This is a genomic window from Sphingomonas suaedae (assembly GCF_007833215.1).
GTDB lineage: Bacteria > Pseudomonadota > Alphaproteobacteria > Sphingomonadales > Sphingomonadaceae > Sphingomonas > Sphingomonas suaedae.
The window spans coordinates 3,141,119-3,167,635 of record NZ_CP042239.1 but is presented as its reverse complement, the minus strand read 5'-3'; the positions used below and the strand labels follow the sequence as shown (position 1 = coordinate 3,167,635).

The following is a 26,517-nucleotide window of genomic DNA, read 5'->3' as shown; positions in this document are numbered from 1 at the left end:
GCACATGTCCGACCAGCCGCTCAGCATTTTCCAGGTCGCGGGACGCGCCATGTCGGCGCAGCTCGTGCGGATGAACACCACCGCGTCGAACCTCGCCAATGTCGGCCAGGTCGCGTCCAACCCGGGCCAAGCCTATCGCACGATGAAGCCGGTGTTCCGCACCCATTTCGATGCGGCCAGCGGCATGTCCACCGTCGATGTCGAGCGCGTCGTCGCGGCGGGCGAAGCGCCCACCAAACGCTACGATCCCGGCAACCCGATGGCCGACAAGGACGGCAATATCTGGGAAAGCGCGGTCGATGAGACCCGCGAACTGGTCGACATGCTGGAGACCGCCCGCACCTATCAGAACAATGTCGAGGTGATGCAGACGGCGAAGACGCTGATCACCCAGACGCTCAACCTGGGACGCAGCTGATGAGCTTCGACACGACGCTTGCCAATCTCGGCATCGGCCGCACCGGCACGACCAACCAGAGCGCGACCAATTCGCTCGGCTCCGAGGCGATGGACCAGTCCGACTTCCTGACGCTGATGACGGCGCAGATGAAGAATCAGGACCCGTTCGAGCCGGTCGACAACACCCAGATGGTTGCGCAGATGGCGCAATTCTCGTCGCTCGCCGGGATCAGCGAGATGAACACGACGCTTCAGGCGATCGCCGCGAAGCTGGGCGGCACATCGACCACCGATCTCGTCTCCTGGGCCGGCCGAACCGTGCTGACGGAGGGCAATGTCGCCTTTCCGCGCACCGATGGATCGCTGGGCGGGGTAATCGAACTGGGCGCCGAGGCGGCCGAGGTCAATGTCGTGATCGAGGGGCCGAACGGCGAAATCCTCAAAAGCGTCTCGCTCGGCGCTGCGCCAGCGGGCCAGACCGAATTCGAATGGGACGGAACGACCGATACCGGCGAGCCGGCGGGCGACGGCCCCTTCACCATCCGCGTCGCCGCACGCGACGCCAATGGCGAAGCCGTCGCCGCGCAACCGCTTGTCTGGGCGCCGGTCACATCGGTGGCGATGGGCAGCGACGGCAACCCGGTCCTTACTCTGCCCGGCATCGGCCAGGTCTCCACCACCGCGGTCCGCAAGGTCGCCTGAACTTTCCTCTGAGGAGCTACCGAAATGTCCTTCTTTACCTCGCTCTCCGGTCTTCAGGCGGCGCAGACCGACATGTCGACCATCTCGCACAATCTGTCGAACGTCTCGACCAACGGCTTCAAGAAGAGCCGGACCGAATTCGCCGACGTCATCGCGTCGAGCGTGTCGCTCAACCCGAACCAGATGATCGGATCGGGCACGGTGGTGAAGGGGATCCGCCAGCAATTTGGCCAGGGCGGGATGCAGCAATCGGCATCGAGCCTGGACATCGCGATCGCCGGGGACGGCTTCTTCGCGGTCAAGCCGAGCCTGGAAGCGGCGGGGGTGAACTTCACCCGCAACGGCAGCTTCCTGGTCGACAGCGACCGCTATGTCACCGATTCGCAGGGCGGCTATCTCCAGGTCTATCCGGTCGACGGGTCGGGCGCGGTGGTCGCGACTGGCCTCGGCTCCACCGTCAACCTGCGCCTGCCGCAGACCAGCGGCGTACCGGAGGCGACCGAGAATGTCGCGCTGTCGCTCAACCTCTCGGCCTATTCATCCGTCCCGGCCGAGGCGTCGCGCTTCACCGAGGAAACGCCCTATGCGTTCGACCGGTTTGATCCGGGCACCTACAACAATTCGACCCAGACGACGATCTATGACGCCAGCGGCAACCCGCTGACCATGACCAGCTATTTCGTGCGCGAGACGACCGAGGCTCCGGCGAGCTGGTCGGTCTATACCTTTGTCGGCGACAAGCAGCTGGGCACGGATGCCGAGAACCCGCAGCCGGTGACCCTGACGTTCGACGCCAATGGCGCGCTGACGCAGCCGACCGAGCCGACCCAGTTCGCGCCGTTCACGGTGGGGACCAGCACCACGGAACAGAGCATCGCGCTCGACTTCGGCAGCGCGACGACGCAGCTTGGCGCGCCGTTCAGCGTCGACAGCCGCTCGCAGGACGGCCGCGCGGTGGGTCAGCTCGACGGTGTGACGGTGGGCGAGGACGGCATCGTCCGCGCCAGCTTCTCCAACGGCGACAGCATGGCGCTGGGCAAGGTGGCGCTCGCCGCCTTCTCCAACCCGTCGGGGCTGCGCCAGCTCGGCAATTCAACCTGGGCCGCGACCGGCCTGTCGGGCGAGCCGCGGCTGGGTGAACCGGGATCGAACGGCTTTGGCGACCTGATGTCGGGCGCGATCGAGCGATCGAACGTCGATATTACCGAGGAGCTGGTCGGCCTGATCGCGGCACAGCGCAATTTCCAGGCGAACGCCAAGGCGCTCGATACCGCGAGCCAGATCTCGCAGACCATTTTCAACATCCGCAGCTGATTTCAACGGGTTAGGAGGCATTCGCGATGGACAGGCTCGTCTATACCGCATTGTCGGGTCTCAAGGGCCAGATGGATGCGCAGGCGACGATCGCGAACAATATCGCGAACGCCTCGACGATCGGCTTCCGCGCCGACCGGGTCAATTTCGAGCGGTTGATGGTACAGGGCGACGGCCACGACAGCCGCCAGCCCAGCGCCGAAACCGTGGTCGATATGGACCGGCGCGCGGGTGCGATCACCCAGACCGGCCGCGGGCTCGACATCGCCATTACCGGCGAGAACTGGCTCGCGGTACAGGCTGCCGATGGCAGCGAAGCCTATACGCGGCGCGGCGATCTTCGCATCGCGCCGAGTGGCGTGTTGGAAACCGGCGACGGTTTCCCGGTGATGGGGTCGGGGGGCCCCATCACCGTGCCGCCCCATGACAAGATCGTGATCGCCGATGACGGGACGATCTCGATCGTGCCTCCGGGCGCCGACCCCAGCCAGCCGCCCCAGATCCTCGACCAGCTCAAGCTGGTGAGCGACCAGGGCAGCACGACGGTGAAGGGGCTGGACAATCTGCTCCATGTCCGCGGCGGCGGCGCGCTGCCCCAGGATATGGAGGCGAAGGTCCAGACCGGCGCGCTCGAACAGTCGAACGTCAACCTGACCCAGGCGCTGGTCGACATGATCGAAAATCAGCGCAGCTACGAGGTGCAGGCCAATCTGCTCCGCGAAGCCAAGAGCATGGACGAGAGCGCAGCGTCGTTGATGCGCGTCAGCTGAAACATCAGCACGCGGCTTTGATGCACGTCAGCTAAGAATTTTTAGGAAGGACCAAGACCATGGGTTCCGCAGCAATGCACATCGCGCGCACCGGGCTTGATGCCCAGGACATGCGTATGCGGGTGATCTCGAACAACCTCGCCAACGTCAACACGACGGGGTTCAAGCGCGACCGCGCGAGCTTCGAGGCGCTGGCCTATCAGGTCGTGACCGCGCCCGGCTCCGCCAGCACCGCAGAGACAAAATATGCCACCGGCCTGAACCTCGGCACCGGCGTGCGCGTCCAGGGGACGGCGCGGATCGATACCCAGGGGGCTATGCAGACCACCGGCAACGCGCTCGACATGGCGCTCGATGGCAATGGCTATTTCCAGGTACAGATGCCGGGCGGTCAGCTGGGCTATACCCGCGCAGGCAATTTCTCCCGCTCGCCCGAAGGGTTGATGGTGACCAATGAGGGCTATCAGGTAATGCCCGGAATCACCATTCCCGAGGGCGCGACGTCGATCACCGTCGGCAGCGACGGCACCGTCAGCGCGACCATCCCCGGCCAGACCGAGGCGAGCCAGATCGGCCAGATCCAGATCGCGGCCTTTCCCAATTCGGCGGGGCTGCAGGCGGTCGGCGACAATTACCTCGTCGAGACTGCGGCGAGCGGCGCGGTCAATCTCGGCATCGCCGGGCAGGACGGTCGCGGCAACATCCGCCAGGGGATGCTCGAAGGATCGAACGTCAATGTCGTCGAGGAACTGGTCGACATGATCGAGACCCAGCGCGCCTATGAGGTCAATTCCAAGATGATCTCGGCCACCGACGAGATGCTGCAATATGTCAACCAGAACGTCTGAGGGGGCCGCGATGCGCTTCATCATCGGTCTCGCCATCGGCGCTGCGCTCGTCGCCCCGCTCATGCTCGCCGCGCCTGCGGACGCAAAGCTGTTCGGCAAGAAAAAGCCCCGGGAGGACTTTACCGTCACCCTGCCCGCGCCGGTCACCGCGCCGCCGCCCGCCAACGGATCGATCTTTCAGGCGAGCGAGGGCTATGCCGCGCTCTACGAGGGGACCCGGGCGCGCCGCGTCGGCGATCCGGTAACGATCGTACTGGTCGAGCGCACCAGCGCGTCCAAATCGGCGGGCACCAATCTCGACAGCGGCGGCGGCTTTTCGATCACCCCGCCGACAACGGGCGCGCTCAACCTGTTCAACCAGAGCGACGCGAGCATCAGCGGCAAGCGCGGATTCAAGGGCACCGGCGCCGCCGACCAGTCCAATGCACTGTCGGGCGAGATCAGCGTGACCGTGGCCGCGGTGCTGCCGAACGGCACGATGCTGGTCCAGGGGCAGAAGCGCGTCACGCTGAACCGTGGCGACGAGTTCATCCAGATCAAGGGCATCATACGACCCACCGATATCGACGCGAACAACCGCATCGCCTCCACCCGCGTGGCCGATGCGCAGATCGCCTATACCGGCAAGGGCGACGTCGCCCGTGCCGCCCGGCAGGGGTGGCTCAGCCGCTTCTTCCAAGTCATCAGTCCGTTCTGAGGATGAAAGACATGCTGCGCTTTCTGCTCTCCCTGCTCGCAACACTCCTTCTCGCCCAGCCCGTCGCGGCCGAGCGGATCAAGGATCTCGGCAATTTCCAGGGCATCCGCACCAACCAGCTGACCGGCTACGGCATCGTCGTCGGTCTGCCGGGAACGGGCGACGACAATCTCGAATATACCGTCCAGTCGATGAAGGGCGTCACCGCGCGCTTCGGTCTGGCGCTGCCGCCTGGCGTCAATCCAGCGCTCAAAAATGCAGCGGTGGTGATGGTGACGGCCGAACTGCCGCCCTTCGCCAAGCCGGGGCAAAAGCTCGACATCACCGTCTCGTCGATGGGCAAGGCAAAATCCCTGCGCGGCGGCACGCTCGTGATGACTCCGCTGATGGGTGCGGACGGACAGATTTACGCAATGGCGCAGGGTAACCTCGCCGTGGGCGGTCTGGGCGCCGAGGGCGCGGACGGATCGAAGATCGTCGTCAACATTCCGTCATCTGGCCGTATCCCGGAGGGTGCAACGGTCGAGCGCGCGGTCGAGACCGGCTTCGCCACCGCCCCTACGCTGACCTACAACCTCGCCCGCGCGGACTTCACCACCGCCCAGCGCGTCGCCGACGCGATCAATGGCCGGTTCGGCTTCGGCACCGCGCGCGCGGTGGATGCCGTGTCGGTCGCCGTCGCAGCGCCGCAGGGCGCCGATGTCCGCGCGCAGATCATGAGCGAGATCGAGAATCTCAACGTCGACGCCGCCGAAGCCGCCGCCAAGGTCATCGTTAACGCGCGCACCGGCACCGTAGTCATCAACTCCGCCGTGCGGGTCAGCCCCGCCGCGGTAACACATGGTAAACTGACTGTTCGTATTGATGAAGCTCAGCGTGTCAGTCAGCCGCTGCCGTTCAGCCAGGGGGAAACCGCGGTCGAACAGCGCAGCGGGGTCGGCGTCGAGGAGGAGAAGCGGCCGATGTTCCTGCTGGATCCGGGTCCCAAGCTTGCCGATGTGGTGAAGGCGGTGAACGCGATCGGCGCCTCGCCAGCCGACCTGGTCGCGATCCTGGAAGCCCTGAAGCAGGCCGGCGCGCTCAAGGCGGAGCTGATCGTCCTGTGACCCAGCCGATCGCCCCAGCCTCGCTCAAGCTGACCGGCAGTGTCTCGACCGACACCGCTCGGCTGGGGACGCGCGACAATCTGGACGCGGCGGGCGAGAAGTTCGAGGCGATCTTCACCAAGATGATGCTGAGCTCGATGCGCAAGGCGAAGCTCGCCGACAGCCTGTTCGAGAGCCAGGCGCTCGACCAGTTCCGCGACATGCAGGACCAGAAGCTGGCCGAAAATATGGCCGCGCACACGCCGATCGGCATCGGCAAGGCAATGACCGAGTTTCTGGCAAAAGCCGGATCGGTGCCCGACGCCGCCTCCGCCGCGACCAAGGGTGACACGCCATGAGCGACATGCTGTCCATTGGTGCGAGCGGCGTTCGCGCCTATCAGACCGCGCTGACCACCACGTCCGAGAATATCGCCAACGCGGGCACTGCGGGCTATTCGCGCCGGGTTTCCAATCCCAGCGAGGTCGCCGCGCCGAGCGACGGGTCGAACCGCACGCTCAACGGCCTTGGCGTCACCGTCACCGGCGTCACCCGCACGGGCAGCGACCTGCGCAGCGCCGAAGTGCGTGCCGCCGGGTCCGACCTTGCGCGCAGCGAGGCGGGGGTCGTCTGGCTCGAACGCACCGAAAGCGCGCTGACCGCCAACAAGCTCGACGAGCGGATGACCGCATTCTTCAACGCCGCCACCGCACTCGCCGCCGACCCGTCGGCGAGCGCGCCGCGCGCCACAATGCTTCAGGCGGCCGCCAGCCTCGCCAATGCCTTTGCCGCGACCGGCTCCGCCGTCGACGGCGCGCTCGCCGACCTCGACGGCACGGCGGAAGCGGCGGTGTCCGATCTCAACGCGCTGAGCTCCGGACTGGCCAAGGTCAATTCGGCGCTCGGCCGCACGCCGCAAAACACCAGCGCGCAGGCCGCCTTGCTCGACGAGCGCGACCGGCTGCTCGAATCCATGAGCGCGCTCACCGATATCGCGACGAGCTTCGATGCCGCCGGACGCGTCAGCGTCCGTGTCGGTGCGAGCGGACCGGTGCTGGTCCAGGGCGATCAGGCCGCGGTCGTCACCTACGCACGCAATGACGCCGCGGTCTCCTTCGCCGCTTATGGCATCGACGGATCGCACAGTCTTACCCCGACCGGCGGCGCGCTCGCGGGAATGGCGGAAGGCGCGGCGCGGCTCTCCGACGCGCGCGATGCGCTCGACGCGCTGGCAGTGGAGTTTGCCGATGGCGTCAACGCGGTGCAGGCGGCAGGCGAGGATTTGACCGGCACATCCGGCGCGGCAATGTTCGAGGCGAGCGGGGCGAGCGATTTCCGCATGATCCTCAATGATCCGCGCGGTATCGCCGCCGCCGCGCCCGGCGCAGGCGAGCGTGACAATGGTAATCTGACCGCGCTCACGACGCTGCGCAGCACCGAAGGGTTCGAGAGCCAGCTCACCACGCTCACCACCGGCAATGCCAGCGCGCTCGCCGGGCGCCGCGCCATTGCCGAGGTCCAGTCGACGATCCGCACCAACGCGATCGCGGCGCGCGATTCGGTGAGCGGCGTCAATGTCGATGAGGAAGCGGTCGATCTGATCCGCTTCCAGCAAGCCTATCAGGCGTCGAGCCGGGTGATCCAGGTCGCCCGCGAAACGCTCGATACCCTCTTTAACATCCGGTGACCGCGATGCGCGTAACGACCAGCCAGAGCTTCGACCGCCCCTCGCTGATGATGGCGAGCCTGACCAGACAGGCCGACCAGTTTCAGACGCAGGTCGCGACCGGCAAGAAGATCCTTGCCCCCTCCGACAGCGCGTCGGGGTGGCAGCAACTCGCGTCGCTCAAGCGGGCGGGCGCGGACGATACCGCCTATGGCGCGAACATCGCCACCGCACAGGGTCTGCTTGCCGCGACCGACGCGGCGCTGTCGAGCGTCGAGACCCAGCTCCAGCGGGCCAAGGCGCTGGCGGTGCAGGCGGGCAGCGACACGCTGAGCGATGCCGACCGGCAGGCGGTGCTGGAGGACGTCGACGCGATCATCGATGACCTGCTGGCCATCGCCAACAGCAAGGATTCGCGCGGCCATCCGCTGTTCGGCGGCGCATCGGGCGACACCGCCTATGCGCGCGGAGCCGATGGCTCGATCGCCTATGTCGGCACGGGCGACGCCGCGGCGATCCCGGTCGGCGATGGCGTCGCCATGGTCGCGACCACCAGCGGCGACCGCGCGTTCGGCGGCATCGCGGCACCGGGTGGCACCACCGACATGTTCGCGATCCTCACCGCGCTCGCTGCGGCGCTCCAGTCCGACGCCGAAGCGGGCGGGATCGGGACGGCGATGGACGATCTCGACGCCGCGCTCGACCAGATCGGGACCACCCGCGCATCGGTCGGCGCGCGCGCGTTCCGCCTCGACCTGGAGGCCGAACGGCTGGGCGATGCGGAGATCGCACGCGAGGCCACACGATCGGGGATCGAGGATGCGGATACCGCGACGTCGATCGCCGAACTGCAAAAGACGCTGACCATTCTTCAGGCGACCCAGGCGAGCTTCACCAAGCTCACCAGCCTTTCGCTGTTCGATTATCTGCGCTGACCGCTCAAACACGCGGTGAATCGGTCGTTAGACATGTTTGTACGGGCCGCGCGCGTGAGCGCACGCGGCGAGTGACTTCGGGGGAAGAGCGCGCTCATGTTTCCAGCAATCGGCTTCGTCGTCCTGATCGCCATGGTGTTCGGCGGCTTCGCTTTGACCGGCGGCGCCCTCGGCCCCGTGCTCCACGCACTGCCGCACGAGATGCTCATCATCGGCGGTGCGGCGGTGGGAGCGCTCATCATCGGCAATTCGGGACGCGAATTGAAGGCGCTCGGGGGCGGCTTCGTCAAGGTGCTCAAGGGACCGAAATACAAGAAGCAGGATTATCTCGACGTCATCTTCCTCGTCTCCAAGCTGATGAAGATGCTGCGCGTCGACGGGCCGATCGCGCTTGAGCCGCATGTCGAGGATCCCAAATCCTCCGCGATCTTCGCCGACTATCCCCGGCTGCTCGCCGATCACACCTTGATCAATCTGATCGCGGACACGCTGCGGCTGGTGGTCGTCTCCTCCGGTACGCTCGACGTGCACGCCGTGGAGGAGGTGATGGACAATGCGATCAAGACCCACCACCACGAGGTCGAGGAGCCGCAGCACGCCTTGCAGAACCTGGCCGATGCGCTCCCCGCGCTCGGCATCGTCGCGGCGGTGCTGGGCGTGGTCAAGACGATGGGATCGATCGACAAGCCGCCCAACATCCTGGGCGGAATGATCGGATCGGCGCTGGTCGGCACCTTCCTCGGCGTGCTGCTCGCTTATGGTCTGGTCGGGCCGCTCGCGGGTCGGCTGAAGCAGATCATTGAGGCGGATGCCGCGATCTATCACACGGTCAAGCAGATCATCATCGCCTCGCTGCACGGCCATCCGCAACCGCTGGTGATCGAGGCCGCGCGCAGCGGCATCGCCCATCACAACCAGCCGGGCTTTGCCGAAGTGTTTGACGGTCTGCGCGGGAAATAATCGTGAGCGCACGGGCTCCCCATGCGGCCAAGCAGCCGCCCAAGATCATCGTCAAGAAGATCTATATCGAAGGTGGCGGTGGCCATCACGGCGGCGCCTGGAAGGTCGCCTATGCCGATTTCGTCACCGCGATGATGGCATTCTTCCTGCTGATGTGGCTGCTCGGCGCGACCAATGAGAAGCAGCGCAAGGCGCTCGCCGATTATTTCGCGCCGACGCTGATCGAGTTCAAGCAGAACAGCGCCGGGTCGAACGGCCTGTTCGGCGGCGACGCGATCCAGGGACGCGACAATTATCCGACCAACGGCAAGCAGACCGGTACGCGATCGATGACGATCCCGGCGGGCGCTGCGGGCGGCGACCGGGTGGGCACGGGCGAAAAGGGCAGCCTCAAGAACAAGGAGGCGATGGACGTCGCCGACCGCAAGGCATTCGCCCGGATGAAAAGCGAGATCGAATCGAAGATGAAGGCCAATGGCCTCACCCGCCTCGGCAAGCAGGTCCGCTTCGTCCCGACGCGCGAGGGGATGCGGATCGACCTGATGGACGACGCCGATTATTCGATGTTCGCGCTGGGCACGACCAGCTTCGTCCCCGATGCGGCCGAACTGGTGAAGCTGGTCGCCCAGTCGATCGCGGATTCGGAAAACCCGCTGATGATCCGCGGCCATACCGACAGTCTGCGCTATGGCGATCCGACCAACATGAACAACTGGATGCTGTCGAGCGCGCGGTCGGAAGAGACGCGCCGACGCCTCGTCGCCAATGGCGTGCCCGAGACGCGGTTCGAGCGGATCGAGGGGGTCGCCGACCGCGAGCCACTGATCGCCGACAACCCCGCCGATCCGCGCAACCGCCGCGTCGCGATCACCTTGCTGTACCGCAAGAGCAAGTTCGGAAAGTAGGTTTTTTGGAGTTCGGCACCGGCCCGCTACCTCGCGCGGCGTATCCGCGACGCCACAAATTCAAAAAAACAATTTCCGCACGCTGATCCGCACCGTTCGCCCCACCGGGTCGAGCAGCGCGGGCTGATAGCTGAGCGGGGTTGCGCCGCTGGCGTCGGTGACCTTCAGCCGATTGTCGAACAGGTTGTCGACCGACACCACCAGGCGCGTGCCTGTCAGCCACCGATTGTCGCGCACGAATTTGAACTGTGGCCCCAGATTCGCGAACAGGCGCAGATTGACGGTCGCGAAATCGTCGAATCGCAATGTCTCGCCGCCGGTCGTGCCGCCGCTCACGCGCGTCGCGCTCTGCCAGTCGGCGTTGAGCCGCACGCCGATGCCGTCACGGACCACGCCGGTCCGCAGCTCGACCTGGTGGCGCGGCGATCCGCCCCGGCTGCCGGTCGCCGATCCATTGAGCAGGTCCAGCGCAGGCAGGCCGTCGCGGATCTCGACCCGGTCGGTGAGCGCGATGGTGTGATAGATCCCGAACTGGAACCGCCCGCCTGCCGCGCCGCCGCCGCGACCGCCGAAACCGCCGCGTCCCGGGCCACGCCCACCACCGAAGCGCGGGCCACCCGGCCGCTCACCTGCGCCGGGACGCGCGCCTTCCCGATCCGGCTGACCCTCACTCGCTTCCCGCGCTGCTGCGCGCTCGGCACGGCGCGCCTGGGCCGCCTCCATCGCTGCGCGTGCCAGCGGGGAACTGATCGGTGCGGAGAAATTGAGGCCCCAGCGAATCTGCTCGCGCTCGCTGCGCTCGAAATTGACCGGACGGTTGTCGATCTGGATCAGCTGGCCATCGCCGTCGCGCACGAACCGGTCGGGAAACGCCGCCTCGATCTCCGCCGTTGCCGTCGGAAAAGAGGCGATCGGGTTGCGGATCGTGCTCTTGGTATAATCGACATTGAGCGTCAGGTCGGCGTCAAAGGGCCGCAGGTTGGCGCCCAGCTTCATCACGCTGCGATTGTCGGCGCCCAGCCCGGGATTGCCGCCATCGATCCGGTTGATGTCCACCGTCTCGCCCCGCACGAAGTCGAATACGCGCACATTGGGCGTTTCCACCCGGGGGTTGCCGAGCTGTTGCGCGCTGGGTGCCCCTTCCTCCTCGGTAAAGGACGCAATCAGCCGCACACCATCGATCGGAGACCAGTTGGCACCGTAGCCATAGGTGACCAACGTACCGAAGTCCGACAGTTGCTCCACCTCGCCATTGGCGTTGAGCGACAGATTGCCAAGCGCTGACAGCACCGCCTTGCTGCGGCTGGCGATCGGCAGGTCCAGATTGGCGCGGACGCTACCCGAATCGCGGCCGATATCGGTATCGGCGAACAGGCCGTCACGGCGCGATTCACTGGTGAGGCCGCTGGTGCGCCCGGCGACGCGCAGGCTGGTGCTGATCGCACCGGCGGGCAGATCGGCGACCGCGCCGTTCACCAGCGCATCGACCGACGCGACGTTCGAGATCGAACGCGCCCAGTCGGTCAGGCCAGTGTCCCGATCGGTGAGCGTGCGGCTTTCGACCCGGTCCCAATTGCCGGTGGCCGACCAGCGCCATTTCGGCGAGATATCGCCGTTGAGCGAGATGCCGCCGTGCAGCGTGTTGCTGTCACTACTGCGCCGGAGCGGATCGGTGCCGCCCGCGATCGGCAGGCCGAGCAGCGAATCCGACCAACTCTGCTCCATGCGCAGATTCGCGGTCGCCGCAACCTTTCCGATAGTGCGGCTGAGCACGGCATTCGCCGTGAGACTCTGCCGGTCGGGCTGCAGCGTCCGATATTCGCCATCGGTGCGCGAGTTGGCGGGATCCTGGATGATGTCGCGCTCGCTCTCGAGCAGGCTCGAATCGCGTTCATATTCGACATCTAGATTGACGCGGCCGTCCGGATTGAGCCGCAACATGCTGAGTTCGACATCCTGCCCGTCGCGCCCGCCCGCAGTGGCCACCGTGCCGTCGAGTTCGGCGGTGATCGAACGGAAGCGACGGCGCAGTACGATGTTCACGACGCGCTGGTCGGCGCGATAGCCGAGCTTGAGCGCGGCTTCCTCGGGCAATATCTCGACGCGCTCGATCGCCTCGGGCGGGATGTCGCGGATCTCGCCGAAGCTGGAGATGCGGCGGCCGCTGAGCAACAGCACCGGGGCCCCGCCGTCGCGCCCGCGCCCGCTGCGCGTCTGGGGCTCCAGTTCGGTCAGCAGTTCGGCGAGCGATCCGACGCCATAGGCGCGGATATCGGCGGGGTTCAGCGTCAGTTCGGGCTTGATATCGCCGGGGACGGCGCCGCGCAGCGGTCCGCCGGTGATGACGACCTCCTCGATATCGTCGCCCATCGGATCGACGCCCGGCGCGCCCGCGTCATCCTGCCGCGGCGTCTCGGTTCCGACGGGTGCATCACTCTGGCCTGCCGCCATCGCCGCGGGGGCCGCCGTCGTCATCAGCAGTGCGAGTGCCGCCGAACCAAAACGCCGCATCGTCCAAATACTCCGGATACAAAAAGGGCCGACGAATCGCGCCAGCCACTGTCCAATAACGGCCCTTTGTCGCATAATTGTGCCGGTGCGAAGGCGCGTCAGGCGAAGCGCGCCTTGGGCAAGTGGCTGATGCGGCAGGCCAAATCGCTCTCGCCGCTGGCGACGATATAGGTGTCTCCAGCATCGGCGATGCCGGTAGTGAACACGACTGGCGAGGGCAGATAGCGGCGATCCGCGAGGGGTTCGGTCAGCGCGGGCTTCTCCTCCAGCAGCGGCGCATCATCCTCTTGCCGCAGCACGCGCGTAGGATCGTCGCGGTCGAGCAAGGCCCAGAACGTCCGGTAGGCCCCGATTGCGTCCCGGCGTTCGACGCCGTGATAGAGCGTCAACCACCCCTGCGGCGTGAGCAGCGGCGGAGTGCCGCCGCCCATGCGCAAATTGGTGCTGGTTCCCGCCCGCGCGCGCAGGCCGGGCGAGTCGAGCGGCTTCCAGTGGAGCGTATCGGGCGACTGGGCCAGGTGGATCGCGGGGCCACCGACAAAGGGGCTGTCGGGCGGCGGGGCGAAGTAAATTTCGCCGAGCGGCCGGGTAAGCGCCATGAACTTGCCGCCCACCTTTCCCTCGAACAGGCACATGTCCTTGTTCTGGTGATCGAGGACAATCCCCTCGCAGCGATAGTCGAGCCCGTTCACCGAGCGGTAGAGGGCGCTGCAGTGCCGCTCGTCCGACACGGCACAGGCGGTCATGTACCAGGCACCGCCGATCAGGCTGATCCGCGCATCCTCAAGCCCCAGCGCCATGAAGGACGCGGACGGCTCCACCGCCTTGTCGTAGTGAACCTTCACCACCGACCGCCCATCGCCGGTTAGCTCGACCGGCAGCAGCCAGGAGAGCGAGGTCAGCCCCGCCTGCACGGGCGCGCGGCCGCGCAGGCGGAAGGTACGCGGATCGTCCATCTCGATCGCGTCGAGCGGATAGCGATCGAGCACATAACCGTCTGGAGTCCAGCGGATCGCACGGGCGTGACCGTCGACCACCGGCTCGCACAAGGCCTCCGCCACCCGCACCATCGCCAGCAGATTGCCGCCCGGAAGGCGCGTCAGCCCGGGATTGAACGCGCCGAGCACATAGGTTTCCGCATCGAGCGAACGCCGCAGCGGCGAGCGGGAGAGATCCACGTCATCTGGCGTGAAGATCAGCCTGTCGTCGCTCATTAAACCCAGCCCCAATCTCGCCCCGTGGGCAAACCTCGATCGCGTCAATCGATTCCCGTCGCATCCTGCATCCGGGCATGGTGACGAATCACCTCGTCGATGATGAATCGCAGGAATTTTTCCGAGAATTCAGGATCGAGATCGGCCTGGGCAGCGAGATCGCGCAGCCGGGCGATCTGCCGCTCCTCCCGCGCAGGGTCGGCGGGGGGAAGGTTGGTTTCGGCCTTGAACCGGCCGACCGCCTGGGTGATCTGAAACCGTTCGGCCAGCAGAAAGACGAGCGCGGCATCGATCCGGTCGATGCTCTGACGATAGCGTTTCAGCGTCTCTTCGCTCATGCGTTTTCCTTGGTTCAGCGGTGCTGAACGGGGTGACTCTCCCGCGCCTTGTCGCCGCGCTTTCGGCTCCGCGCAACCCTGAACCCTTGCCTTTGGACGCGCTTGCCGTCATCGCGGCGCCATGAGCGCGACCATTCATCGCATCGGCCACAAGAACGCCAGTGGCGCCGAGCCCTCACTCGAACCGATGATCGCGCTGGTCACCGGCGACATGAACCATGTGAATAGCGTGATCCTCGACCGGATGCAGTCGCAGATCCCGCTGATTCCCGAACTCGCCGGTCACTTGATCGCTGGGGGCGGCAAGCGGATGCGCCCCATGCTGACGCTCGCCAGCGCACGGCTGCTGGATTATCCGGGCACACGCCACCACCGGCTGGCAGCGGCGGTCGAGTTCATCCACACCGCGACCCTGCTGCACGACGATGTCGTCGACGGGTCCGACATGCGCCGCGGAAAGCGCACCGCCAATCTGATCTGGGGCAATCCGGCAAGCGTGCTGGTCGGCGATTTCCTGTTCAGCCGCAGCTTCGAGCTGATGGTCGAGGATGGCAGCCTGAAGGTGCTCAAGATCCTGTCCAATGCCAGCGCGGTGATCGCCGAGGGCGAGGTCAACCAGCTGACCGCCGCCCGCCGGGTCGATCTCGATGAGGAACGCTATCTCGACATCATCGGCGCCAAGACCGCCGCCTTGTTCGCCGCCGCATGTCGCATCGCCGCGGTCGTCGCCGAACGCAGCGAGGCTGAGGAAGCTGCGCTCGACGCCTATGGCCGCAACCTTGGCATCGCATTTCAGCTGGTCGACGACGCGATCGATTATGTTTCCGACACCGGCACGATGGGCAAGGATGCGGGCGACGACTTCCGCGAGGGGAAAATGACGCTGCCCGTCATCCTCGCCTATGCGCGCGGAAACGACGCCGACCGCGCCTTCTGGAAGGAAGCGGTGCTTGGCCGCAGCAACAGCGACGCCGATTTCGCGCGCGCGATCGAACTGGTCCGGTCCAGCCGGGCGGTGGACGACACGCTCGCCCGCGCGCGCCATTACGGCCAGCGCGCGATCGACGCGCTCGGCATGTTCCCGGCGAGCGCGGCCAAGGATGCGATGATCGAGGCGGTCGAGTTCGCCGTCGCGCGTGCCTATTGATGGCGCGTCCGACCCGCGACGGCTTTGACCGCATCGGTCCGTTCCACCCCTATTTCGTCTGGGCAGGGGTGCTGGCGCTCGACCTTTTGATCATAGTCTTCGTCCTCGGCGCGCTCACCGCATTGGGCGACACGATCGAGGATGCGATCTGGCCCGGCGGTGTCGATCTGGTGGACGCCCTGTAACCGCCTGTTCGGCAGGGCGGCGCCGACCGGCTATTCGTCTATCTCTTCGTCCGCATCATCGTCGACGCCCAGCGCGTCGTCCTCGTCCGCGTCCAGCGCTTCGCTGATCGCTTCGGAGATCAGATCGAGCTGTTCGTAGCTTGCGGTGAGTTCGAGCGTCTCGCCATCCTCATCCTCGAAGTTGAGCAGATAATCGCCCTTGCCGTCAGCGGTGACGCTGAAGCTCGAAACCGTCCGTGCCATGCGCTTGTCTCCTTCCAATCCGGCGCAACGCACGTCGCGGCGTCCGGTGCCATCGCCGCTTCAAGCATCGCGCGTTATTGCGTAGGGCGGTGGCGTGAGCGACCTGCCCATCCATGCCGTTCTGCCCGATCTGCTCGCCGCGTTGCGGGGCACGAGCAATGCGGTGCTCGTCGCGCCGCCGGGAGCGGGCAAGACCACCGCAGTGGCGCCGGCATTGCTGGACGAGGGGTGGTGTACGGGCGAAATCCTGCTGCTCTCCCCCCGCCGCCTCGCCGCGCGCGCGGCGGCGGAACGCATGGCGAGCCTGGCCGGCGAGAGCGTCGGCGGCACCTATGGCTATGCGACGCGGATGGACAGCAAGCGCTCCGCCGCTACCCGGGTGACGGTCGTTACCGAGGGCATTTTCGTCAGCCGAATCCAGTCCGATCCTGAATTGGCTGCGGTCAGCGCGGTCCTGTTCGACGAAGTGCATGAGCGCAGCCTCGACAGCGATTTCGGGCTTGCCCTCGCGCTGGATGCGCAAGGCGCGCTGAGGCCCGACCTTCGGATCGTGGCGATGTCGGCAACGCTCGACGGTGGCCGGTTTTCGACGTTGATGGGCGACGCGCCGGTGATCGAGAGCGAGGGGCGCAGCTACCCGCTGGAACTGCGGCATATCGGGCGCCCGGCGGAGGCGCGGATCGACGAACCGGTCGCCGCCGCGATCCGCCAGGCGCTGCGCGAGGCCGAGGGCGGTATCCTCGCCTTCCTGCCCGGCGTCGCGGAGATCGAGCGGACGGCGGAGCGACTAGGCGAGATTCCTGGCGCGGCAATTCACAAGCTGCATGGCAGCCTCGACCCCGCAGCGCAGCGGGCCGCGATTGCGCCGGAGCGCGAGGGGCGGCGCAAGATCGTGCTGGCGACATCGATCGCCGAAACCTCGCTGACGCTCGACGGCATTCGGGTGGTGGTCGATTCGGGGCTGGCGCGGCGCCCCCGCTACGATCGGGCAGCGGGGATGACGCGGCTGGTGACCGAGCGCGCCAGCCAAGCATCGGCGACGCAGCGGGCAGGGCGCGCCGCACGCCAGGGGCCGGGGGTTGCCTACCGATTATGGGAGGCGGCGGCCACGGCGGGAATGCCGCCCTATGACCCGCCCGAAATCCTTGAGGCCGACCTGTCGGCGCTGACGCTCGATTGCGCTTTGTGGGGCGTCGCCGATCCGCGCGACCTGCGCTGGCTCGACCCGCCCCCCACTGCTGCGGTGAGCGAGGCGCGCGCGCGGTTGCAGGCATTGGAGGCAATCGACGCGGACGCGCGCCCGACCGCGCATGGCAAGGCGATCGCCCGCCTGCCTCTCCCGCCCCGGCTCGGCCATATGCTGGTGCGGGCCGCAGCGTTGGGAATGGCGACCACCGCCGCGCAGGTCGCGGTGCTGCTCGGCGAGCGGGGGCTGGGCGGCAACGACGCCGATCTCGAGACGCGGATGCGCCGCTGGCGGACCGAGCGCGGGCAGCGCGCGGAGGCGGGGCGAAAGCTGGCCGAGCGCTGGACGAAGCTCGTTGCCGCGACTGCAACTGCGGGGGGTGGTGCCGAGACCGTGGCGACCTGCATCGCTCTCGCCTTTCCGGATCGGATCGCACGTCGTCGCGACGCCAGCGGCGAGACCTGGGCGTCGGCGGGCGGGCGCGCGTTCAGGCTCGACCCCAGTTCCTCGCTCGCGCGCCACGAATGGCTCGCGGTCGCCGAGACGCAGGGGGTGGCCGCGGGCGCACGCATCCTCTCCGCCGCGCCGCTCGACCCGGCGCAGATCGAAACGCTGTTCGCCGACCGCATTGAAACGCGCCGCCATGTCCGCTTCGACCCAGCGACCGGTCGGGTCGAAGCGACGCGCGAGCGGCGATTGGGAGCAATCCGCCTCTCGTCGGGACCCGATACCGCCGCCGACCCGGACGAGATCGCCGCCGCGCTGCTCGAAGGCGCGCGTACGCATGGCTTGGCACTGCTGCCATGGCCGGAGGGCGCGCAGGCGCTGCGCACCCGCGCCGCTTATGCCGGGCTGGATACGCTGTCCGACGCCGCGCTGATCGCCGATCTCGACGACTGGCTGCCCCCGCTCGTTGCGGGCAAGCGCCGCCTTGATTCGATTTCGGGGGAGGGGCTGATCCATGCGCTGCAGAACCGGATCGGCTGGGAGGGGCAAAAGAGCCTTGACCGGCTCGCCCCGGCGCGGCTGGAAGCGCCCGCCGGTTCGAGCCATGCAATCGACTATGCGGCCGAGGGCGGCCCGACCGTGGAGGTGCGGGTGCAGGCGTTGTTCGGTCTAGCCGCGCACCCAATGCTGGGCGATGGGACGCCGATCATCCTGTCACTCACCTCGCCCGCCGGCCGCCCGATCCAGACGACCCGCGATCTGCCCGGCTTCTGGAAGGGCAGCTGGGCCGATGTCGCCAAGGAAATGCGCGGTCGCTATCCCCGCCACCCCTGGCCCGACGATCCCGCCGCCGCGAGCGCAACGCTGCGCACCAAAAATGCAGATGCGCGGCGCGGAAGATCGGGTTAAAGGGCGGACCATGGCAAGCGCACGCATCTATCAACGGCCCAAAAACGCGATGCAGTCGGGCCGCGCCCGCACCGACCGCTGGGTGCTCGAATTCGAATCGAACGAGAAGCAGCGTCCCGACCCGCTGACCGGCTGGGCGGGATCCGGTGACACGCGCGCGCAGCTGCGACTCAACTTTCCGACGCTGGAGGCGGCACAGGATTATGCAGCGCGCGAAGGGATCGACGTCCATGTCGTCCCCGCCCCCGAACGTAAGCTGAAATTGCAGGCTTATGCCGACAATTTCCGGTGATGCCGGCTGAACTTCTCGACCGCTGGCAGGCTTCGAACGCCTTTATCCCAGCAGCGACTGACCCAGCACCAACAGCAATTTGACGTCGATCGCCATGCCGCGCGCACGGCAATCGGCGACGAACTGCGGCACGTCGCTACGGGGGACGCGATGGACGGTGATCCCCTCCCCCTCCACGCCGCCGCCATCGCCGATTCGGGTCAGGACGTGCGCGCGGACCAAGGTGAAGCTCTCGCTGACCATGCCGGGGGAGGAGAAATATTCCCCCAGCGATTCGATCCGGCCGGCGCGATAGCCGGTCTCCTCCTCCAGCTCGCGCGCAGCGGCCGTTTCGACCGTTTCGCCATCCTCTTCGTCGCCGATCAGCCCCGCAGGCAATTCGAGACAGGCGCGCCCCAACGGCACGCGATATTGCTCGACCAGAAGCAGATGATCCTCATCGTCGATCGCGACGATCACCGCCGCGCGAATGCCACGCGCGCGCGCGACATATTCCCAGCGACCCTGCGTCTTCGCGGTGATGAACCTGCCCTGCCAGACCGTTTCGACCGGCGCGTCGGCGTCGGGCGTCACAGTTCGATCAGCCGATCGGGCAGTTCGTTGGGATCGTTCGCGGTCTTGGGGAAATGCGCGGCGAGCACCGCGCCGATGCGCTCCACCGCGGCAGCCATGCCACCCGCCGGGTCCCCCGCGCGAATCTTGTCGACCAGCGCGACCATCGCATCGCCCCAGATTGTGTCATCGACCTGGCCCACGATCGCCGCGTCCGCGACGATTTCCGCGCGATGTTCGGCAAGGCTGAGATAGAGCAGCACGCCGATACGGTCCGCCGTGCGCTTCTCCGCGCTTGCCTTGAAGAATTGCACCGCGCGCCGCCGCACCCGCCGCCCGCGCACCGCGCCGGGGATCAGCACGCCGCGCCCCGGCAGCGCCTCGAACCCGAAACGGACCGCGAGGAACAGCACCGCCTGAATTACAACCAGCAGCGCCAGCTGGATATGCCGCTCCGCCTCGCCCCACCCCCCGGTGAACCAGGCGAGCTTGGCGTCGAGCAAGCCGGGGAATGCCGCGAAAAGGCCGAGCGCCGCAAGCATCGCTGCCCCGGCATAATAGAGCGAGACGTCGTGATAGTGATCGGACCAGTCGGTGACGATCGTGACGATCTCCCCGTCGGTCCCCCGCTCGGCCGCCGCGACCGCGGCGGTTACCGTGGCATGTTCCTGCGCCGTGAATTTCCGTGCCATCACCATCCCCCCGATGCGCCGCCGCCGCCGAACGACCCGCCGCCGCCGGAGAAGCCGCCACCGCCACCAAAGCCGCCACCGCCTCCACCCCAGGAACTGCCACCGCCGCCCCAGGACGACCCGCCGCCGCTACCCCAGCCGGGACCCCAGATCACCACCGGCGCGCGGCCGCGCCGATGCTTTTTGCCACTCGCCGCGCCGATGATGATCGGCAGGACAACGAACAGCAGCACGGCGATCCACAAGACCAGCACGATCCAGCCTGCGCCATCTTTCTTGCGCGTCTTGCCGCTGTCGAGCAGTTGCTTGGCGCGCGCCTCGGCAGCTTCCAGCGGCAGCTTGAGCTGTTCGTTGACCGCCGCCGCGCCCGCCATGATCCCGCCCGGCATGTCGCCGTCCTTGAAGCGGGGAATGATCGTGTCGCGGATGATCATCCCCGACAGCGCGTCGGTCATGATCGGCTCGAGGCCGTAGCCGACCTCGATCCGCACCTTGCGTTCCTTGGGGGCGACCAGCAGGATGATGCCGTTATTGGCGTCCTTCTGGCCAATTTCCCATTTGCGGGCGAGGCGGTAGCCATAATCCTCGATCGGATAGTCCTGCAGGTCGGGAACCGTGGCGACGACGAGCTGTCGGCCGGTCGCCTTCTCGGTCGCCTCGGACATGGCAGTCAATTCCGCCTCCTGCGCAGGGCTGAGCAGATCGGCCGCATCGACCACCCGCCCGGTCAGCTTGGGAAAGCTTTGCGCCTGCGCCGCCTGCCCCGCGAGCGCGGCGAGCATCAGGGCAAGCAAAAGATGGACCAGCCTCACGGCGTTACTCCTGGTTCGTCGATCTCGCGGATGATCGCGGCGCTTCCGCGGAAAATGCCCGCCGCCATCCTGCCCTTGCGGAAAAGGGGTAGTATGCGCTGGTCGATAATCGCCTGCGCCTCGCTATTCGTCAGAGCGGCCTCAAGACCGCATCCGACCTCAATCCGCACCTTGCGTTCGTTCGGCGCCACGATCAGCAGCACGCCGTCATTATAGTCCTTGCGGCCAATTCCCCAGCCATTGCCCAGCGCCAGCCCCACCTCTTCGATCGAGCGCCCGCCGAGCGACGGCAGTGTGACGACGACGAACTGGTGCCGGGTCAGACGCTCGGTCGTCGCGAGCGCCGCGCTCAACTGCGCCTCCTGATCGGCGATCAGAAGATCGGCATTATCCACTACGCGCCCGGTCAGCGCGGGAAGCGGAAACGGCGGCGCGACGGAGCGCTTCATGGACGCCCCCCAAGGCGCCTCCGCGACCCGCTCCGCCGGTCCGCCGCACCCGGCGAGCGCCGCGCCGGCGAGCAGCAGGAAGAGCGTCATCGCCGCCGATCCGACCGCGCGATCAGCTCGCGTTCCCGAAATCCACCTTGGGCGCGGTGTCGGCGCCCGGTGTCGTCGCCTGGAACGGTACCATCGGCTTGGCACCGTAAAAGACCTTGGCGCCGATCGCGTCGGGGAAGGTGCGGATCGTGGTGTTATAGCTCTGCACCGCCTCGTTGTAATCGCGGCGGGCGATGCCGATTCGGTTCTCGGTCCCTTCCAGCTGGCTCATCAGCGTGGCGTAATTCGCCTGGCTCTTCAGCTCCGGATACGCCTCCTGCAACCGCTGAAGCGTCAGCGTCACCCCCGCCTGGACGCGGTCATAGGCGGCCAGCTTGGCGGGGTCGGTCAGGTCGGCATCGCTGACGCGCACCTGCGTCGCCGCGGCGCGCGCCTGAGTCACCTCGACCAGGATCGCCTTTTCCTGCCCGCCCGCCGCACGAACGGTGGAAACGAGATTGGGGATCAGGTCGGCGCGACGCTGATACTGGTTCTGGACCTCCGCCCATTTCGCCTTCGCATTTTCCTCGGCGGTCGGAACGCTGTTCAGTCCGCACGCCGAAAGCAGCGCGGCCGAAACCATCACGGCAACCAGACGAAACTTCATCGCGAAAAACCCCTCAATGTGTGTCGCATCGATACGACACTTGCAAATCTAGGGGTCCCCATGCCGCTGCGCAATGGAAAGCGGATATTTGCGCGGCACGAACGCGTTGGATAGCGTCACCCCGCAGCCATCAGGGAGACGCCAATGCTCAAGGAATTCCGGACCTTCATCGCGCGCGGGAACGTGCTCGACCTTGCCGTCGGCGTGATCATCGGCGCGGCGTTCGGCACGATCACCAAATCGCTCACCGACGATCTCATCATGCCCTTGGTCGGATGGATTTTCGGCGGGTTCGATTTTTCGAGCTACTTCATCCGGCTGGGTCCGATTCCGGAAACCTATACCGGCGCGCCGACGAACTATGCCGCGCTAAAGGAAGCCGGCGTACCGCTGATCGGTTTCGGCCAGTTCGTCACGGTGGCGATCAACTTCGTGATCCTCGCCTTCATCGTGTTCCTGATCGTGCGATCTGTGAACCGGCTGCTGGCGACGATGGAGAAGGAAAAGGCCGAAGGGACCGCCCCGCCCGCCGCCGATCCGGCGGACGTGGTGCTGCTGCGCGAGATTCGCGACGAGCTGAAGAAGCGGAACGGCGCGGCCTGATCCAATTGCGGCAGGCGCCAGCAAACTAAGCTGCGGCGAGATCCTCGGCGGTGGCATCCGCCAGGCTGGTGCCGTCGAGGATGCGCGCCGTCTCGTCGCGGACGCGGGCCATCGCGTGGCGGATCGCGCACGACGCCTCGTCCTTGCAATCCAGGCAGGGGCGGTACGCGGTGCGGCTGACACAGGGCACCAGCGCCAGCGGCCCCTCGATCACGCGGACGATTTCACCCAGCGAAATGAGGTGATTGGGGCGCGACAGGCGATATCCGCCCATCTTGCCGCGCGTCGAATGCAGGAACCCCGCTTCGCGAAGATCGGCCAGGATCAGTTCGAGAAACTTGCGCGGCACATTCGCTTCGGCGGCGATCCGCGTCATCGGCGTCGGCGCGCCTTCGCGTGGCTGCTTCGCGAGAAACAACATGGCGCGCAGGGCATAACGGGAGCGCTGAGTCAGCATGGCACGCTATTTGCTCCCGCTTTATGGCCTTCACAAGGCCAAATCCCCATTGTTTTGTTTGGGTTCGGCAGCGGGCCGGTGCCGCAGGTCAACCGACACCAAATCCCGCTCTTTGCAATCGGATTTGGCGTCCCTATATCGGTCCTGCCGGGTTCGCCCGGCTATGACGATAAATTGTGGCGTGCAATAGACGCAGCGGACCCGGGGGCAGTACCCGGCGGCTCCACCATAATTGGTGGCCAGAACCGAAAGGATTTCTGGACACCGTTTCTGACGGGGCCGAACCAGGATCGACGTGTGTTGAAAAGCGCTTCTTTCGTTCGGAATGGGACCACCGCGACGGCCCATACACACAAGTGCCAACGATAACGAAGCACTCGCTATTGCGGCGTAATCCCAAGACCTAACGGTCTAAGATTACTCTAAAATGCGCGGTTGGACCGCACCGGGCAACAGAAGCGGATTCCAGCGGTACGGGGGGCACCGGGCAACAGAAGCTCCCCACTTTCTCCTTCATTTCCTACGAGCGAGACGCTCTTCCTCGATGCTGAACGCCGAGCGCCCTTTGCTGATCGGCGGCGTCGCGGTGGCAAAGAAGGCCACCCCTGTGCCCGCAGCACGATCGATCCAGAAGCCCGAGCGAAGGCCATAAGCCTCGCCCGCATGGCCGATGCGCGTACGTCCATCGCCGAACAGATCGTCGTCGCATCCCGATTGCGCGGTGGGGAGGGTCGTCACGGCCAGCCCATACTGGCAGTAGAACCCACCCGTCGTATCGCCGTTTGTCCCGTCGAAGCGCCACGCCGCGCTCTCAATCTCCGCGATCGAGTCCGGCTTGAGGAAGCTGCCGTCGTTGCGCAGCAGCATCCCGCCGATGACCGCCAGATCGCGCATCGAGGCGCGCAGCCCGCCCTGCGGCGAGAACAGCGCGCCATTCTCGCCCAGCCGGTATCCGGCAAGATCGCACCCGTCCTTCGTGATCACCGGGCAATCGGGGCGCTTGCCGCCCAGATCGTCGAGCGCCACCTCCCCGCTCGCGCGGTACAGCACGACATGGCGCGCGATCTTTGCGTCGGAACAGGTCGACCAGTTGTAGCAGGCGTCGAGCTTCAACGGCGCGAGCACCAGCCGGTGCATCAATCGATCGAACCGCTCGTTGCCCGCGCGTTCCATCACGCTGGCGATCACCGGAAAGGCGACGTTCGAATAGCGGAAATAGGTGCCGGGCCCGTGCTGCGCGTCCCACAAGGCGGGTCCCGCAACGACATCGGCCAGCTGCTCGCCCAGCGGCACGCGATAGTCCTTCGGGTCGATCAGGCCCGAGCGGTGCGAGAGCAGGTGCCGCAACGTCACCGGCGCTTCGGGGAAGGCCGGGTTGCGCACGGGCCAGCCCACTATCTCGGAAACGTCGCGATCAAGGTCGAGCTGTCCGGCCTCGACCATTCGCATCACCCCCAGCGCGACGACCAGCTTGGAGATGCTGGCGATCCGCACCGGATCGTCGGGCGTGACGCGACGGCCGGTGGTGCGGTCGGCGGTGCCGGTTGCGCGCGCCGCCGTGATACCGCTCGAGTCGAACGCCACCCGCACTTCCGCCGGTCGCGTCGTCGCGCATCCAGCAAGCAGGGCGGCCCCAATCAATAGCAGTGACCGCATCGCGCTCACGCCTTGTTCGCGGCGATGTAACGATCGACCTCTTCCTCCAGCACATTGAGTGGCACCGCGCCGTTGCCCAGCACCACCTCGTGGAAGTCGCGGATGTCGAACCGGTCACCCAGCGCGGCTTCGGCCCGCTTGCGCAGCTCGGTGATCTTGAGCTGGCCGATCATGTAGCTCGTCGCCTGCCCCGGATTGTTGATGTAGCGATTGACCTCCCGCTCGATATCGAGCGGCGAGAGTGACGAGTTGGCCTTGAAATAATCGATCGCCTGCTCGCGGCTCCATTTCTTCGCGTGCAGCCCGGTGTCTGTCACCAGCCGAATCGCGCGCCACATCTGGAGCGAGAGCATCCCGAACTCCGCATAGGGATCGGCATAGGCGCCCATCTCCTTGGCCAGCCGCTCGGTATAGAGGCCCCAACCTTCACTATAGGCGCTGTAGCCGCCGAAGCGGCGGAACTTGGGCAAGCCCTGAAGCTCCTGCGCGCGGGCGATCTGGAAATGATGACCCGGGGCGCCCTCATGCACCGCGATCCCCTCCAGCTGAATCTTCTGCACCTGATTCATGTCCGCAAGGTTGGTGTAATAGATGCCGGGCCGCGAACCATCGGGCGCGGGGCGGTTGTAGAAGGCGACGGGCGCCGTCCCCTCACGCCATTTCTCGACCGCGCGCACCTCCAGCGCCGCCTTGGGCAGGCGATGGAACCAGCGCGGTGCAGCCGCCATCATCTTCGCGACCACCGCCCGCGCCTCGGTCAGATAGGCTTCGCGACCGGCATCGGTGTTGGGATATTTGAACTTGGGATCGGTGCGGATCGCATCGAAGAAGGATTCGAGCGTGCCCTCATAGCCGATGCGCGCCTTGACCGCCTCCATCTCCTTGCGGATCGCGGCGACCTGATCGAGGCCGATCTGGTGGATGTGGTCGGCGGTCAGGTCGGTCGTGGTGTTCTGCGCCAGCCGCGCGGCATAATAGGCCGCGCCATTGGGCAGGCTCCACGCACCGTCATTGCCCTTTGCCTGGGGCTCGATCTCGTCGAGCACCGCGAACAGCGTGTCGAAACCGCGCTTGAACGGACCCTTGAGCGCCGTTTCCGCCTCCCCGATCAGCGCCGCCCTCTCGGCATCCGGGATTTTGAGCGCAGCCACCTTCTTGCGGAAATCGGCGAGCAGCGTGCTGTCGCCTCCAGGGCCAAAGGGCGCGCCGACGATCACCTTTGCCGCATCCTCGCGCGCCGGTTTGAAAACCATTTTGGGCGGAACGATGCCCTTGGCCGCTTGCGCCCGCATCGTCGCCGCGACCTCGCGCATCACCCGCTCGGTCTCGCCGATCCGCGAAATATAGGCGCGCGCGTCCGCCACGCTGTCGATGCGGTGATTGTTGATCAGAAAGACCGGGATCTGCCCGGCAGGGCTGCCATTGGTCGAGACCGGAAAACCATAGTCGCGAAAGGCGTAGTTGGCGCGCGAGCGCTCGACCTGGGTCTCGAACAATCGATAGCTCAACCGCGCCTGCGGCCCGAGCTTCGCCGGGTCGAATTGCGCGCGCATCGCTGCGAGCTGCTTCTCCGCCAGCGCCATCCGGCGTTCGTCCGCCGCATCGGTATAGTCGCCGAGCTTGTCGTAGTTTGTCTTGAGGCCGAGGGCGGTCTGCGTCTCCGGGCTCAACGCCACATTGGCGTCGAACGCGGCATCGAGGAAGGCGTTGAGGCGAGCGTCCTCGGCCTTGGTGTCGACCGTCTGCACGACGGGCGCCGTGCTGGAGACGAGCGCGGGCGCCGCGACACAGGCGAACAGCAGCAGGAGGGAAGGGCGTAGGGTCACGGGTAAATCCTGTCTGAACA

At 66.5% G+C, this 26,517-nt stretch carries 29 protein-coding genes and 1 other RNA gene; 18 read left to right on the top strand and 12 right to left on the bottom strand.

Annotated elements, in window-relative coordinates:
* Nucleotides 1–4 precede the first annotated feature (4 nt).
* The 12 genes from flgC (at nt 5) to FPZ54_RS14965 (ending at nt 10,281) form a co-directional block, all read left to right on the top strand.
* On the top strand, nt 5–418 hold the full coding sequence (flgC, locus tag FPZ54_RS15020; protein ID WP_145848515.1) for a flagellar basal body rod protein FlgC: 414 nt from the start codon (nt 5–7) through the stop codon (nt 416–418).
* The gene (locus tag FPZ54_RS15015) at nt 418–1,101 is read left to right on the top strand and encodes a flagellar hook assembly protein FlgD (RefSeq protein WP_145848513.1); all 684 of its coding nucleotides are present in this window, start codon (nt 418–420) and stop codon (nt 1,099–1,101) included. The genes flgC and FPZ54_RS15015 overlap by 1 nt, the downstream gene beginning before the upstream one ends.
* Nucleotides 1,102–1,125: 24 nt before the next feature.
* A complete protein-coding gene (locus tag FPZ54_RS15010; protein WP_145848511.1) occupies nt 1,126–2,415 on the top strand; it encodes a flagellar hook protein FlgE in 1,290 nt (429 codons plus the stop codon).
* A 26-nt stretch (nt 2,416–2,441) separates the two neighbouring features.
* Complete coding sequence (gene flgF, locus FPZ54_RS15005; protein ID WP_145848509.1) at nt 2,442–3,185, top strand: flagellar basal-body rod protein FlgF; 744 nt, start codon at nt 2,442–2,444, stop codon at nt 3,183–3,185.
* Nucleotides 3,186–3,244: 59 nt separating this feature from the next.
* A complete protein-coding gene (gene flgG / locus FPZ54_RS15000) occupies nt 3,245–4,033 on the top strand; it encodes a flagellar basal-body rod protein FlgG (protein ID WP_145848505.1) in 789 nt (262 codons plus the stop codon).
* A gap of 10 nt (nt 4,034–4,043) precedes the next feature.
* Nucleotides 4,044–4,730: a flagellar basal body L-ring protein FlgH gene (locus FPZ54_RS14995; protein WP_145848503.1), complete on the top strand. Its 687-nt coding sequence runs from the start codon at nt 4,044–4,046 to the stop codon at nt 4,728–4,730.
* An 11-nt stretch (nt 4,731–4,741) separates the two neighbouring features.
* On the top strand, nt 4,742–5,836 hold the full coding sequence (locus FPZ54_RS14990; protein ID WP_422396540.1) for a flagellar basal body P-ring protein FlgI: 1,095 nt from the start codon (nt 4,742–4,744) through the stop codon (nt 5,834–5,836).
* Nucleotides 5,833–6,174 (top strand): rod-binding protein, encoded by a 342-nt coding sequence (locus FPZ54_RS20245; protein WP_145848500.1) that lies wholly within the window; start codon nt 5,833–5,835, stop codon nt 6,172–6,174. The genes FPZ54_RS14990 and FPZ54_RS20245 overlap by 4 nt, the downstream gene beginning before the upstream one ends.
* Nucleotides 6,171–7,502: a flagellar hook-associated protein FlgK gene (gene flgK / locus FPZ54_RS14980; RefSeq protein WP_145848498.1), complete on the top strand. Its 1,332-nt coding sequence runs from the start codon at nt 6,171–6,173 to the stop codon at nt 7,500–7,502. The genes FPZ54_RS20245 and flgK overlap by 4 nt, the downstream gene beginning before the upstream one ends.
* Nucleotides 7,503–7,507: 5 nt before the next feature.
* Nucleotides 7,508–8,416 carry a flagellar hook-associated protein FlgL gene (flgL, locus tag FPZ54_RS14975; protein WP_186456787.1) on the top strand — a complete coding sequence of 303 codons (909 nt, stop codon included), beginning with the start codon at nt 7,508–7,510 and terminating at the stop codon, nt 8,414–8,416.
* A gap of 96 nt (nt 8,417–8,512) precedes the next feature.
* Entirely contained in the window at nt 8,513–9,376 is an 864-nt protein-coding gene (motA, locus tag FPZ54_RS14970) for a flagellar motor stator protein MotA (RefSeq protein ID WP_145848494.1), read from the top strand.
* A gap of 2 nt (nt 9,377–9,378) precedes the next feature.
* Complete coding sequence (locus FPZ54_RS14965; RefSeq protein ID WP_145848492.1) at nt 9,379–10,281, top strand: flagellar motor protein MotB; 903 nt, start codon at nt 9,379–9,381, stop codon at nt 10,279–10,281.
* 60 nt (nt 10,282–10,341) lie between these two features.
* Here FPZ54_RS14965 and FPZ54_RS14960 read toward each other — a convergent pair whose 3' ends face one another.
* The 3 genes from FPZ54_RS14960 to FPZ54_RS14950 form a co-directional block, all read right to left on the bottom strand.
* On the bottom strand, nt 10,342–12,792 hold the full coding sequence (locus FPZ54_RS14960) for a TonB-dependent receptor (protein WP_145848490.1): 2,451 nt from the start codon (nt 12,790–12,792) through the stop codon (nt 10,342–10,344).
* A 98-nt stretch (nt 12,793–12,890) separates the two neighbouring features.
* Nucleotides 12,891–14,006: a glycoside hydrolase family 130 protein gene (locus FPZ54_RS14955; RefSeq protein WP_145848488.1), complete on the bottom strand. Its 1,116-nt coding sequence runs from the start codon at nt 14,004–14,006 to the stop codon at nt 12,891–12,893.
* Between the two features lie 44 nt (nt 14,007–14,050).
* Nucleotides 14,051–14,344, bottom strand: coding sequence for a chorismate mutase (locus FPZ54_RS14950; protein ID WP_145848486.1), 294 nt, complete (start codon nt 14,342–14,344; stop codon nt 14,051–14,053).
* A gap of 121 nt (nt 14,345–14,465) precedes the next feature.
* On the opposite strand from FPZ54_RS14950, the gene FPZ54_RS14945 reads away from it, so the two are divergent.
* Together FPZ54_RS14945 and FPZ54_RS14940 are read left to right on the top strand one after the other, a co-directional pair.
* Complete coding sequence (locus FPZ54_RS14945; RefSeq protein WP_145848484.1) at nt 14,466–15,491, top strand: polyprenyl synthetase family protein; 1,026 nt, start codon at nt 14,466–14,468, stop codon at nt 15,489–15,491.
* On the top strand, nt 15,491–15,676 hold the full coding sequence (locus FPZ54_RS14940) for a hypothetical protein (protein WP_145848482.1): 186 nt from the start codon (nt 15,491–15,493) through the stop codon (nt 15,674–15,676). The genes FPZ54_RS14945 and FPZ54_RS14940 overlap by 1 nt, the downstream gene beginning before the upstream one ends.
* Nucleotides 15,677–15,706: 30 nt before the next feature.
* On the opposite strand, the gene FPZ54_RS14935 is transcribed toward FPZ54_RS14940, so the two are convergent.
* Nucleotides 15,707–15,919 carry a hypothetical protein gene (locus FPZ54_RS14935; RefSeq protein ID WP_145848480.1) on the bottom strand — a complete coding sequence of 71 codons (213 nt, stop codon included), beginning with the start codon at nt 15,917–15,919 and terminating at the stop codon, nt 15,707–15,709.
* Between the two features lie 94 nt (nt 15,920–16,013).
* Between FPZ54_RS14935 and hrpB the strand changes: the two genes are divergently transcribed.
* Both hrpB and FPZ54_RS14925 read left to right on the top strand, forming a co-directional pair.
* Nucleotides 16,014–18,461 carry an ATP-dependent helicase HrpB gene (gene hrpB, locus FPZ54_RS14930; protein WP_145848479.1) on the top strand — a complete coding sequence of 816 codons (2,448 nt, stop codon included), beginning with the start codon at nt 16,014–16,016 and terminating at the stop codon, nt 18,459–18,461.
* 10 nt (nt 18,462–18,471) lie between these two features.
* Entirely contained in the window at nt 18,472–18,753 is a 282-nt protein-coding gene (locus tag FPZ54_RS14925; RefSeq protein WP_145848477.1) for an ETC complex I subunit, read from the top strand.
* 42 nt (nt 18,754–18,795) lie between these two features.
* On the opposite strand, the gene FPZ54_RS14920 is transcribed toward FPZ54_RS14925, so the two are convergent.
* Genes FPZ54_RS14920 through FPZ54_RS14900 form a run of 5 tightly spaced genes read right to left on the bottom strand, consistent with a single transcriptional unit; the run spans nt 18,796 to nt 21,955 of the window.
* Nucleotides 18,796–19,326, bottom strand: coding sequence for an NUDIX hydrolase (locus FPZ54_RS14920; protein ID WP_145848475.1), 531 nt, complete (start codon nt 19,324–19,326; stop codon nt 18,796–18,798).
* Nucleotides 19,323–19,997 carry a TPM domain-containing protein gene (locus tag FPZ54_RS14915; protein WP_145848472.1) on the bottom strand — a complete coding sequence of 225 codons (675 nt, stop codon included), beginning with the start codon at nt 19,995–19,997 and terminating at the stop codon, nt 19,323–19,325. The genes FPZ54_RS14920 and FPZ54_RS14915 overlap by 4 nt, the downstream gene beginning before the upstream one ends.
* The gene (locus tag FPZ54_RS14910) at nt 19,997–20,779 is read right to left on the bottom strand and encodes a TPM domain-containing protein (RefSeq protein WP_145849903.1); all 783 of its coding nucleotides are present in this window, start codon (nt 20,777–20,779) and stop codon (nt 19,997–19,999) included. Before FPZ54_RS14910 ends, FPZ54_RS14915 begins: the two co-directional genes overlap by 1 nt.
* A gap of 26 nt (nt 20,780–20,805) precedes the next feature.
* Nucleotides 20,806–21,348 (bottom strand): TPM domain-containing protein, encoded by a 543-nt coding sequence (locus FPZ54_RS14905; RefSeq protein ID WP_145848470.1) that lies wholly within the window; start codon nt 21,346–21,348, stop codon nt 20,806–20,808.
* 22 nt (nt 21,349–21,370) lie between these two features.
* A complete protein-coding gene (locus FPZ54_RS14900; protein ID WP_145848468.1) occupies nt 21,371–21,955 on the bottom strand; it encodes a LemA family protein in 585 nt (194 codons plus the stop codon).
* A 144-nt stretch (nt 21,956–22,099) separates the two neighbouring features.
* On the opposite strand from FPZ54_RS14900, the gene mscL reads away from it, so the two are divergent.
* Nucleotides 22,100–22,558, top strand: a complete 459-nt coding sequence (gene mscL / locus FPZ54_RS14895; protein WP_145848466.1) for a large conductance mechanosensitive channel protein MscL — start codon at nt 22,100–22,102, stop codon at nt 22,556–22,558.
* A 25-nt stretch (nt 22,559–22,583) separates the two neighbouring features.
* On the opposite strand, the gene FPZ54_RS14890 is transcribed toward mscL, so the two are convergent.
* Nucleotides 22,584–23,015: an RrF2 family transcriptional regulator gene (locus FPZ54_RS14890; RefSeq protein ID WP_145848464.1), complete on the bottom strand. Its 432-nt coding sequence runs from the start codon at nt 23,013–23,015 to the stop codon at nt 22,584–22,586.
* Nucleotides 23,016–23,122: 107 nt separating this feature from the next.
* Between FPZ54_RS14890 and ssrA the strand changes: the two genes are divergently transcribed.
* Nucleotides 23,123–23,482: a transfer-messenger RNA gene (gene ssrA / locus FPZ54_RS14885) on the top strand.
* A gap of 46 nt (nt 23,483–23,528) precedes the next feature.
* On the opposite strand, the gene FPZ54_RS14880 is transcribed toward ssrA, so the two are convergent.
* Nucleotides 23,529–24,671 carry a serine hydrolase domain-containing protein gene (locus FPZ54_RS14880; RefSeq protein ID WP_145848462.1) on the bottom strand — a complete coding sequence of 381 codons (1,143 nt, stop codon included), beginning with the start codon at nt 24,669–24,671 and terminating at the stop codon, nt 23,529–23,531.
* Nucleotides 24,672–24,676: 5 nt separating this feature from the next.
* A complete protein-coding gene (locus FPZ54_RS14875; protein WP_145848461.1) occupies nt 24,677–26,497 on the bottom strand; it encodes a DUF885 domain-containing protein in 1,821 nt (606 codons plus the stop codon).
* Nucleotides 26,498–26,517 lie beyond the last annotated feature (20 nt).

Coding starts and splice junctions, on each gene's coding strand:
- flgC (WP_145848515.1), top strand. CDS start 5: ATGTCCGACCAGCCGCTCAGCATTTTCCAGGTCGCGGGACGCGCCATG.
- FPZ54_RS15015 (WP_145848513.1), top strand. CDS start 418: ATGAGCTTCGACACGACGCTTGCCAATCTCGGCATCGGCCGCACCGGC.
- FPZ54_RS15010 (WP_145848511.1), top strand. CDS start 1,126: ATGTCCTTCTTTACCTCGCTCTCCGGTCTTCAGGCGGCGCAGACCGAC.
- flgF (WP_145848509.1), top strand. CDS start 2,442: ATGGACAGGCTCGTCTATACCGCATTGTCGGGTCTCAAGGGCCAGATG.
- flgG (WP_145848505.1), top strand. CDS start 3,245: ATGGGTTCCGCAGCAATGCACATCGCGCGCACCGGGCTTGATGCCCAG.
- FPZ54_RS14995 (WP_145848503.1), top strand. CDS start 4,044: ATGCGCTTCATCATCGGTCTCGCCATCGGCGCTGCGCTCGTCGCCCCG.
- FPZ54_RS14990 (WP_422396540.1), top strand. CDS start 4,742: ATGCTGCGCTTTCTGCTCTCCCTGCTCGCAACACTCCTTCTCGCCCAG.
- flgK (WP_145848498.1), top strand. CDS start 6,171: ATGAGCGACATGCTGTCCATTGGTGCGAGCGGCGTTCGCGCCTATCAG.
- flgL (WP_186456787.1), top strand. CDS start 7,508: ATGCGCGTAACGACCAGCCAGAGCTTCGACCGCCCCTCGCTGATGATG.
- motA (WP_145848494.1), top strand. CDS start 8,513: ATGTTTCCAGCAATCGGCTTCGTCGTCCTGATCGCCATGGTGTTCGGC.
- FPZ54_RS14960 (WP_145848490.1), bottom strand. CDS start 12,792: ATGCGGCGTTTTGGTTCGGCGGCACTCGCACTGCTGATGACGACGGCG.
- FPZ54_RS14955 (WP_145848488.1), bottom strand. CDS start 14,006: ATGAGCGACGACAGGCTGATCTTCACGCCAGATGACGTGGATCTCTCC.
- FPZ54_RS14950 (WP_145848486.1), bottom strand. CDS start 14,344: ATGAGCGAAGAGACGCTGAAACGCTATCGTCAGAGCATCGACCGGATC.
- FPZ54_RS14945 (WP_145848484.1), top strand. CDS start 14,466: ATGAGCGCGACCATTCATCGCATCGGCCACAAGAACGCCAGTGGCGCC.
- FPZ54_RS14940 (WP_145848482.1), top strand. CDS start 15,491: ATGGCGCGTCCGACCCGCGACGGCTTTGACCGCATCGGTCCGTTCCAC.
- FPZ54_RS14935 (WP_145848480.1), bottom strand. CDS start 15,919: ATGGCACGGACGGTTTCGAGCTTCAGCGTCACCGCTGACGGCAAGGGC.
- FPZ54_RS14925 (WP_145848477.1), top strand. CDS start 18,472: ATGGCAAGCGCACGCATCTATCAACGGCCCAAAAACGCGATGCAGTCG.
- FPZ54_RS14915 (WP_145848472.1), bottom strand. CDS start 19,997: ATGGCACGGAAATTCACGGCGCAGGAACATGCCACGGTAACCGCCGCG.
- FPZ54_RS14910 (WP_145849903.1), bottom strand. CDS start 20,779: ATGCTCGCCGCGCTCGCGGGGCAGGCGGCGCAGGCGCAAAGCTTTCCC.
- FPZ54_RS14905 (WP_145848470.1), bottom strand. CDS start 21,348: ATGACGCTCTTCCTGCTGCTCGCCGGCGCGGCGCTCGCCGGGTGCGGC.
- FPZ54_RS14900 (WP_145848468.1), bottom strand. CDS start 21,955: ATGAAGTTTCGTCTGGTTGCCGTGATGGTTTCGGCCGCGCTGCTTTCG.
- mscL (WP_145848466.1), top strand. CDS start 22,100: ATGCTCAAGGAATTCCGGACCTTCATCGCGCGCGGGAACGTGCTCGAC.
- FPZ54_RS14890 (WP_145848464.1), bottom strand. CDS start 23,015: ATGCTGACTCAGCGCTCCCGTTATGCCCTGCGCGCCATGTTGTTTCTC.
- FPZ54_RS14880 (WP_145848462.1), bottom strand. CDS start 24,671: ATGCGGTCACTGCTATTGATTGGGGCCGCCCTGCTTGCTGGATGCGCG.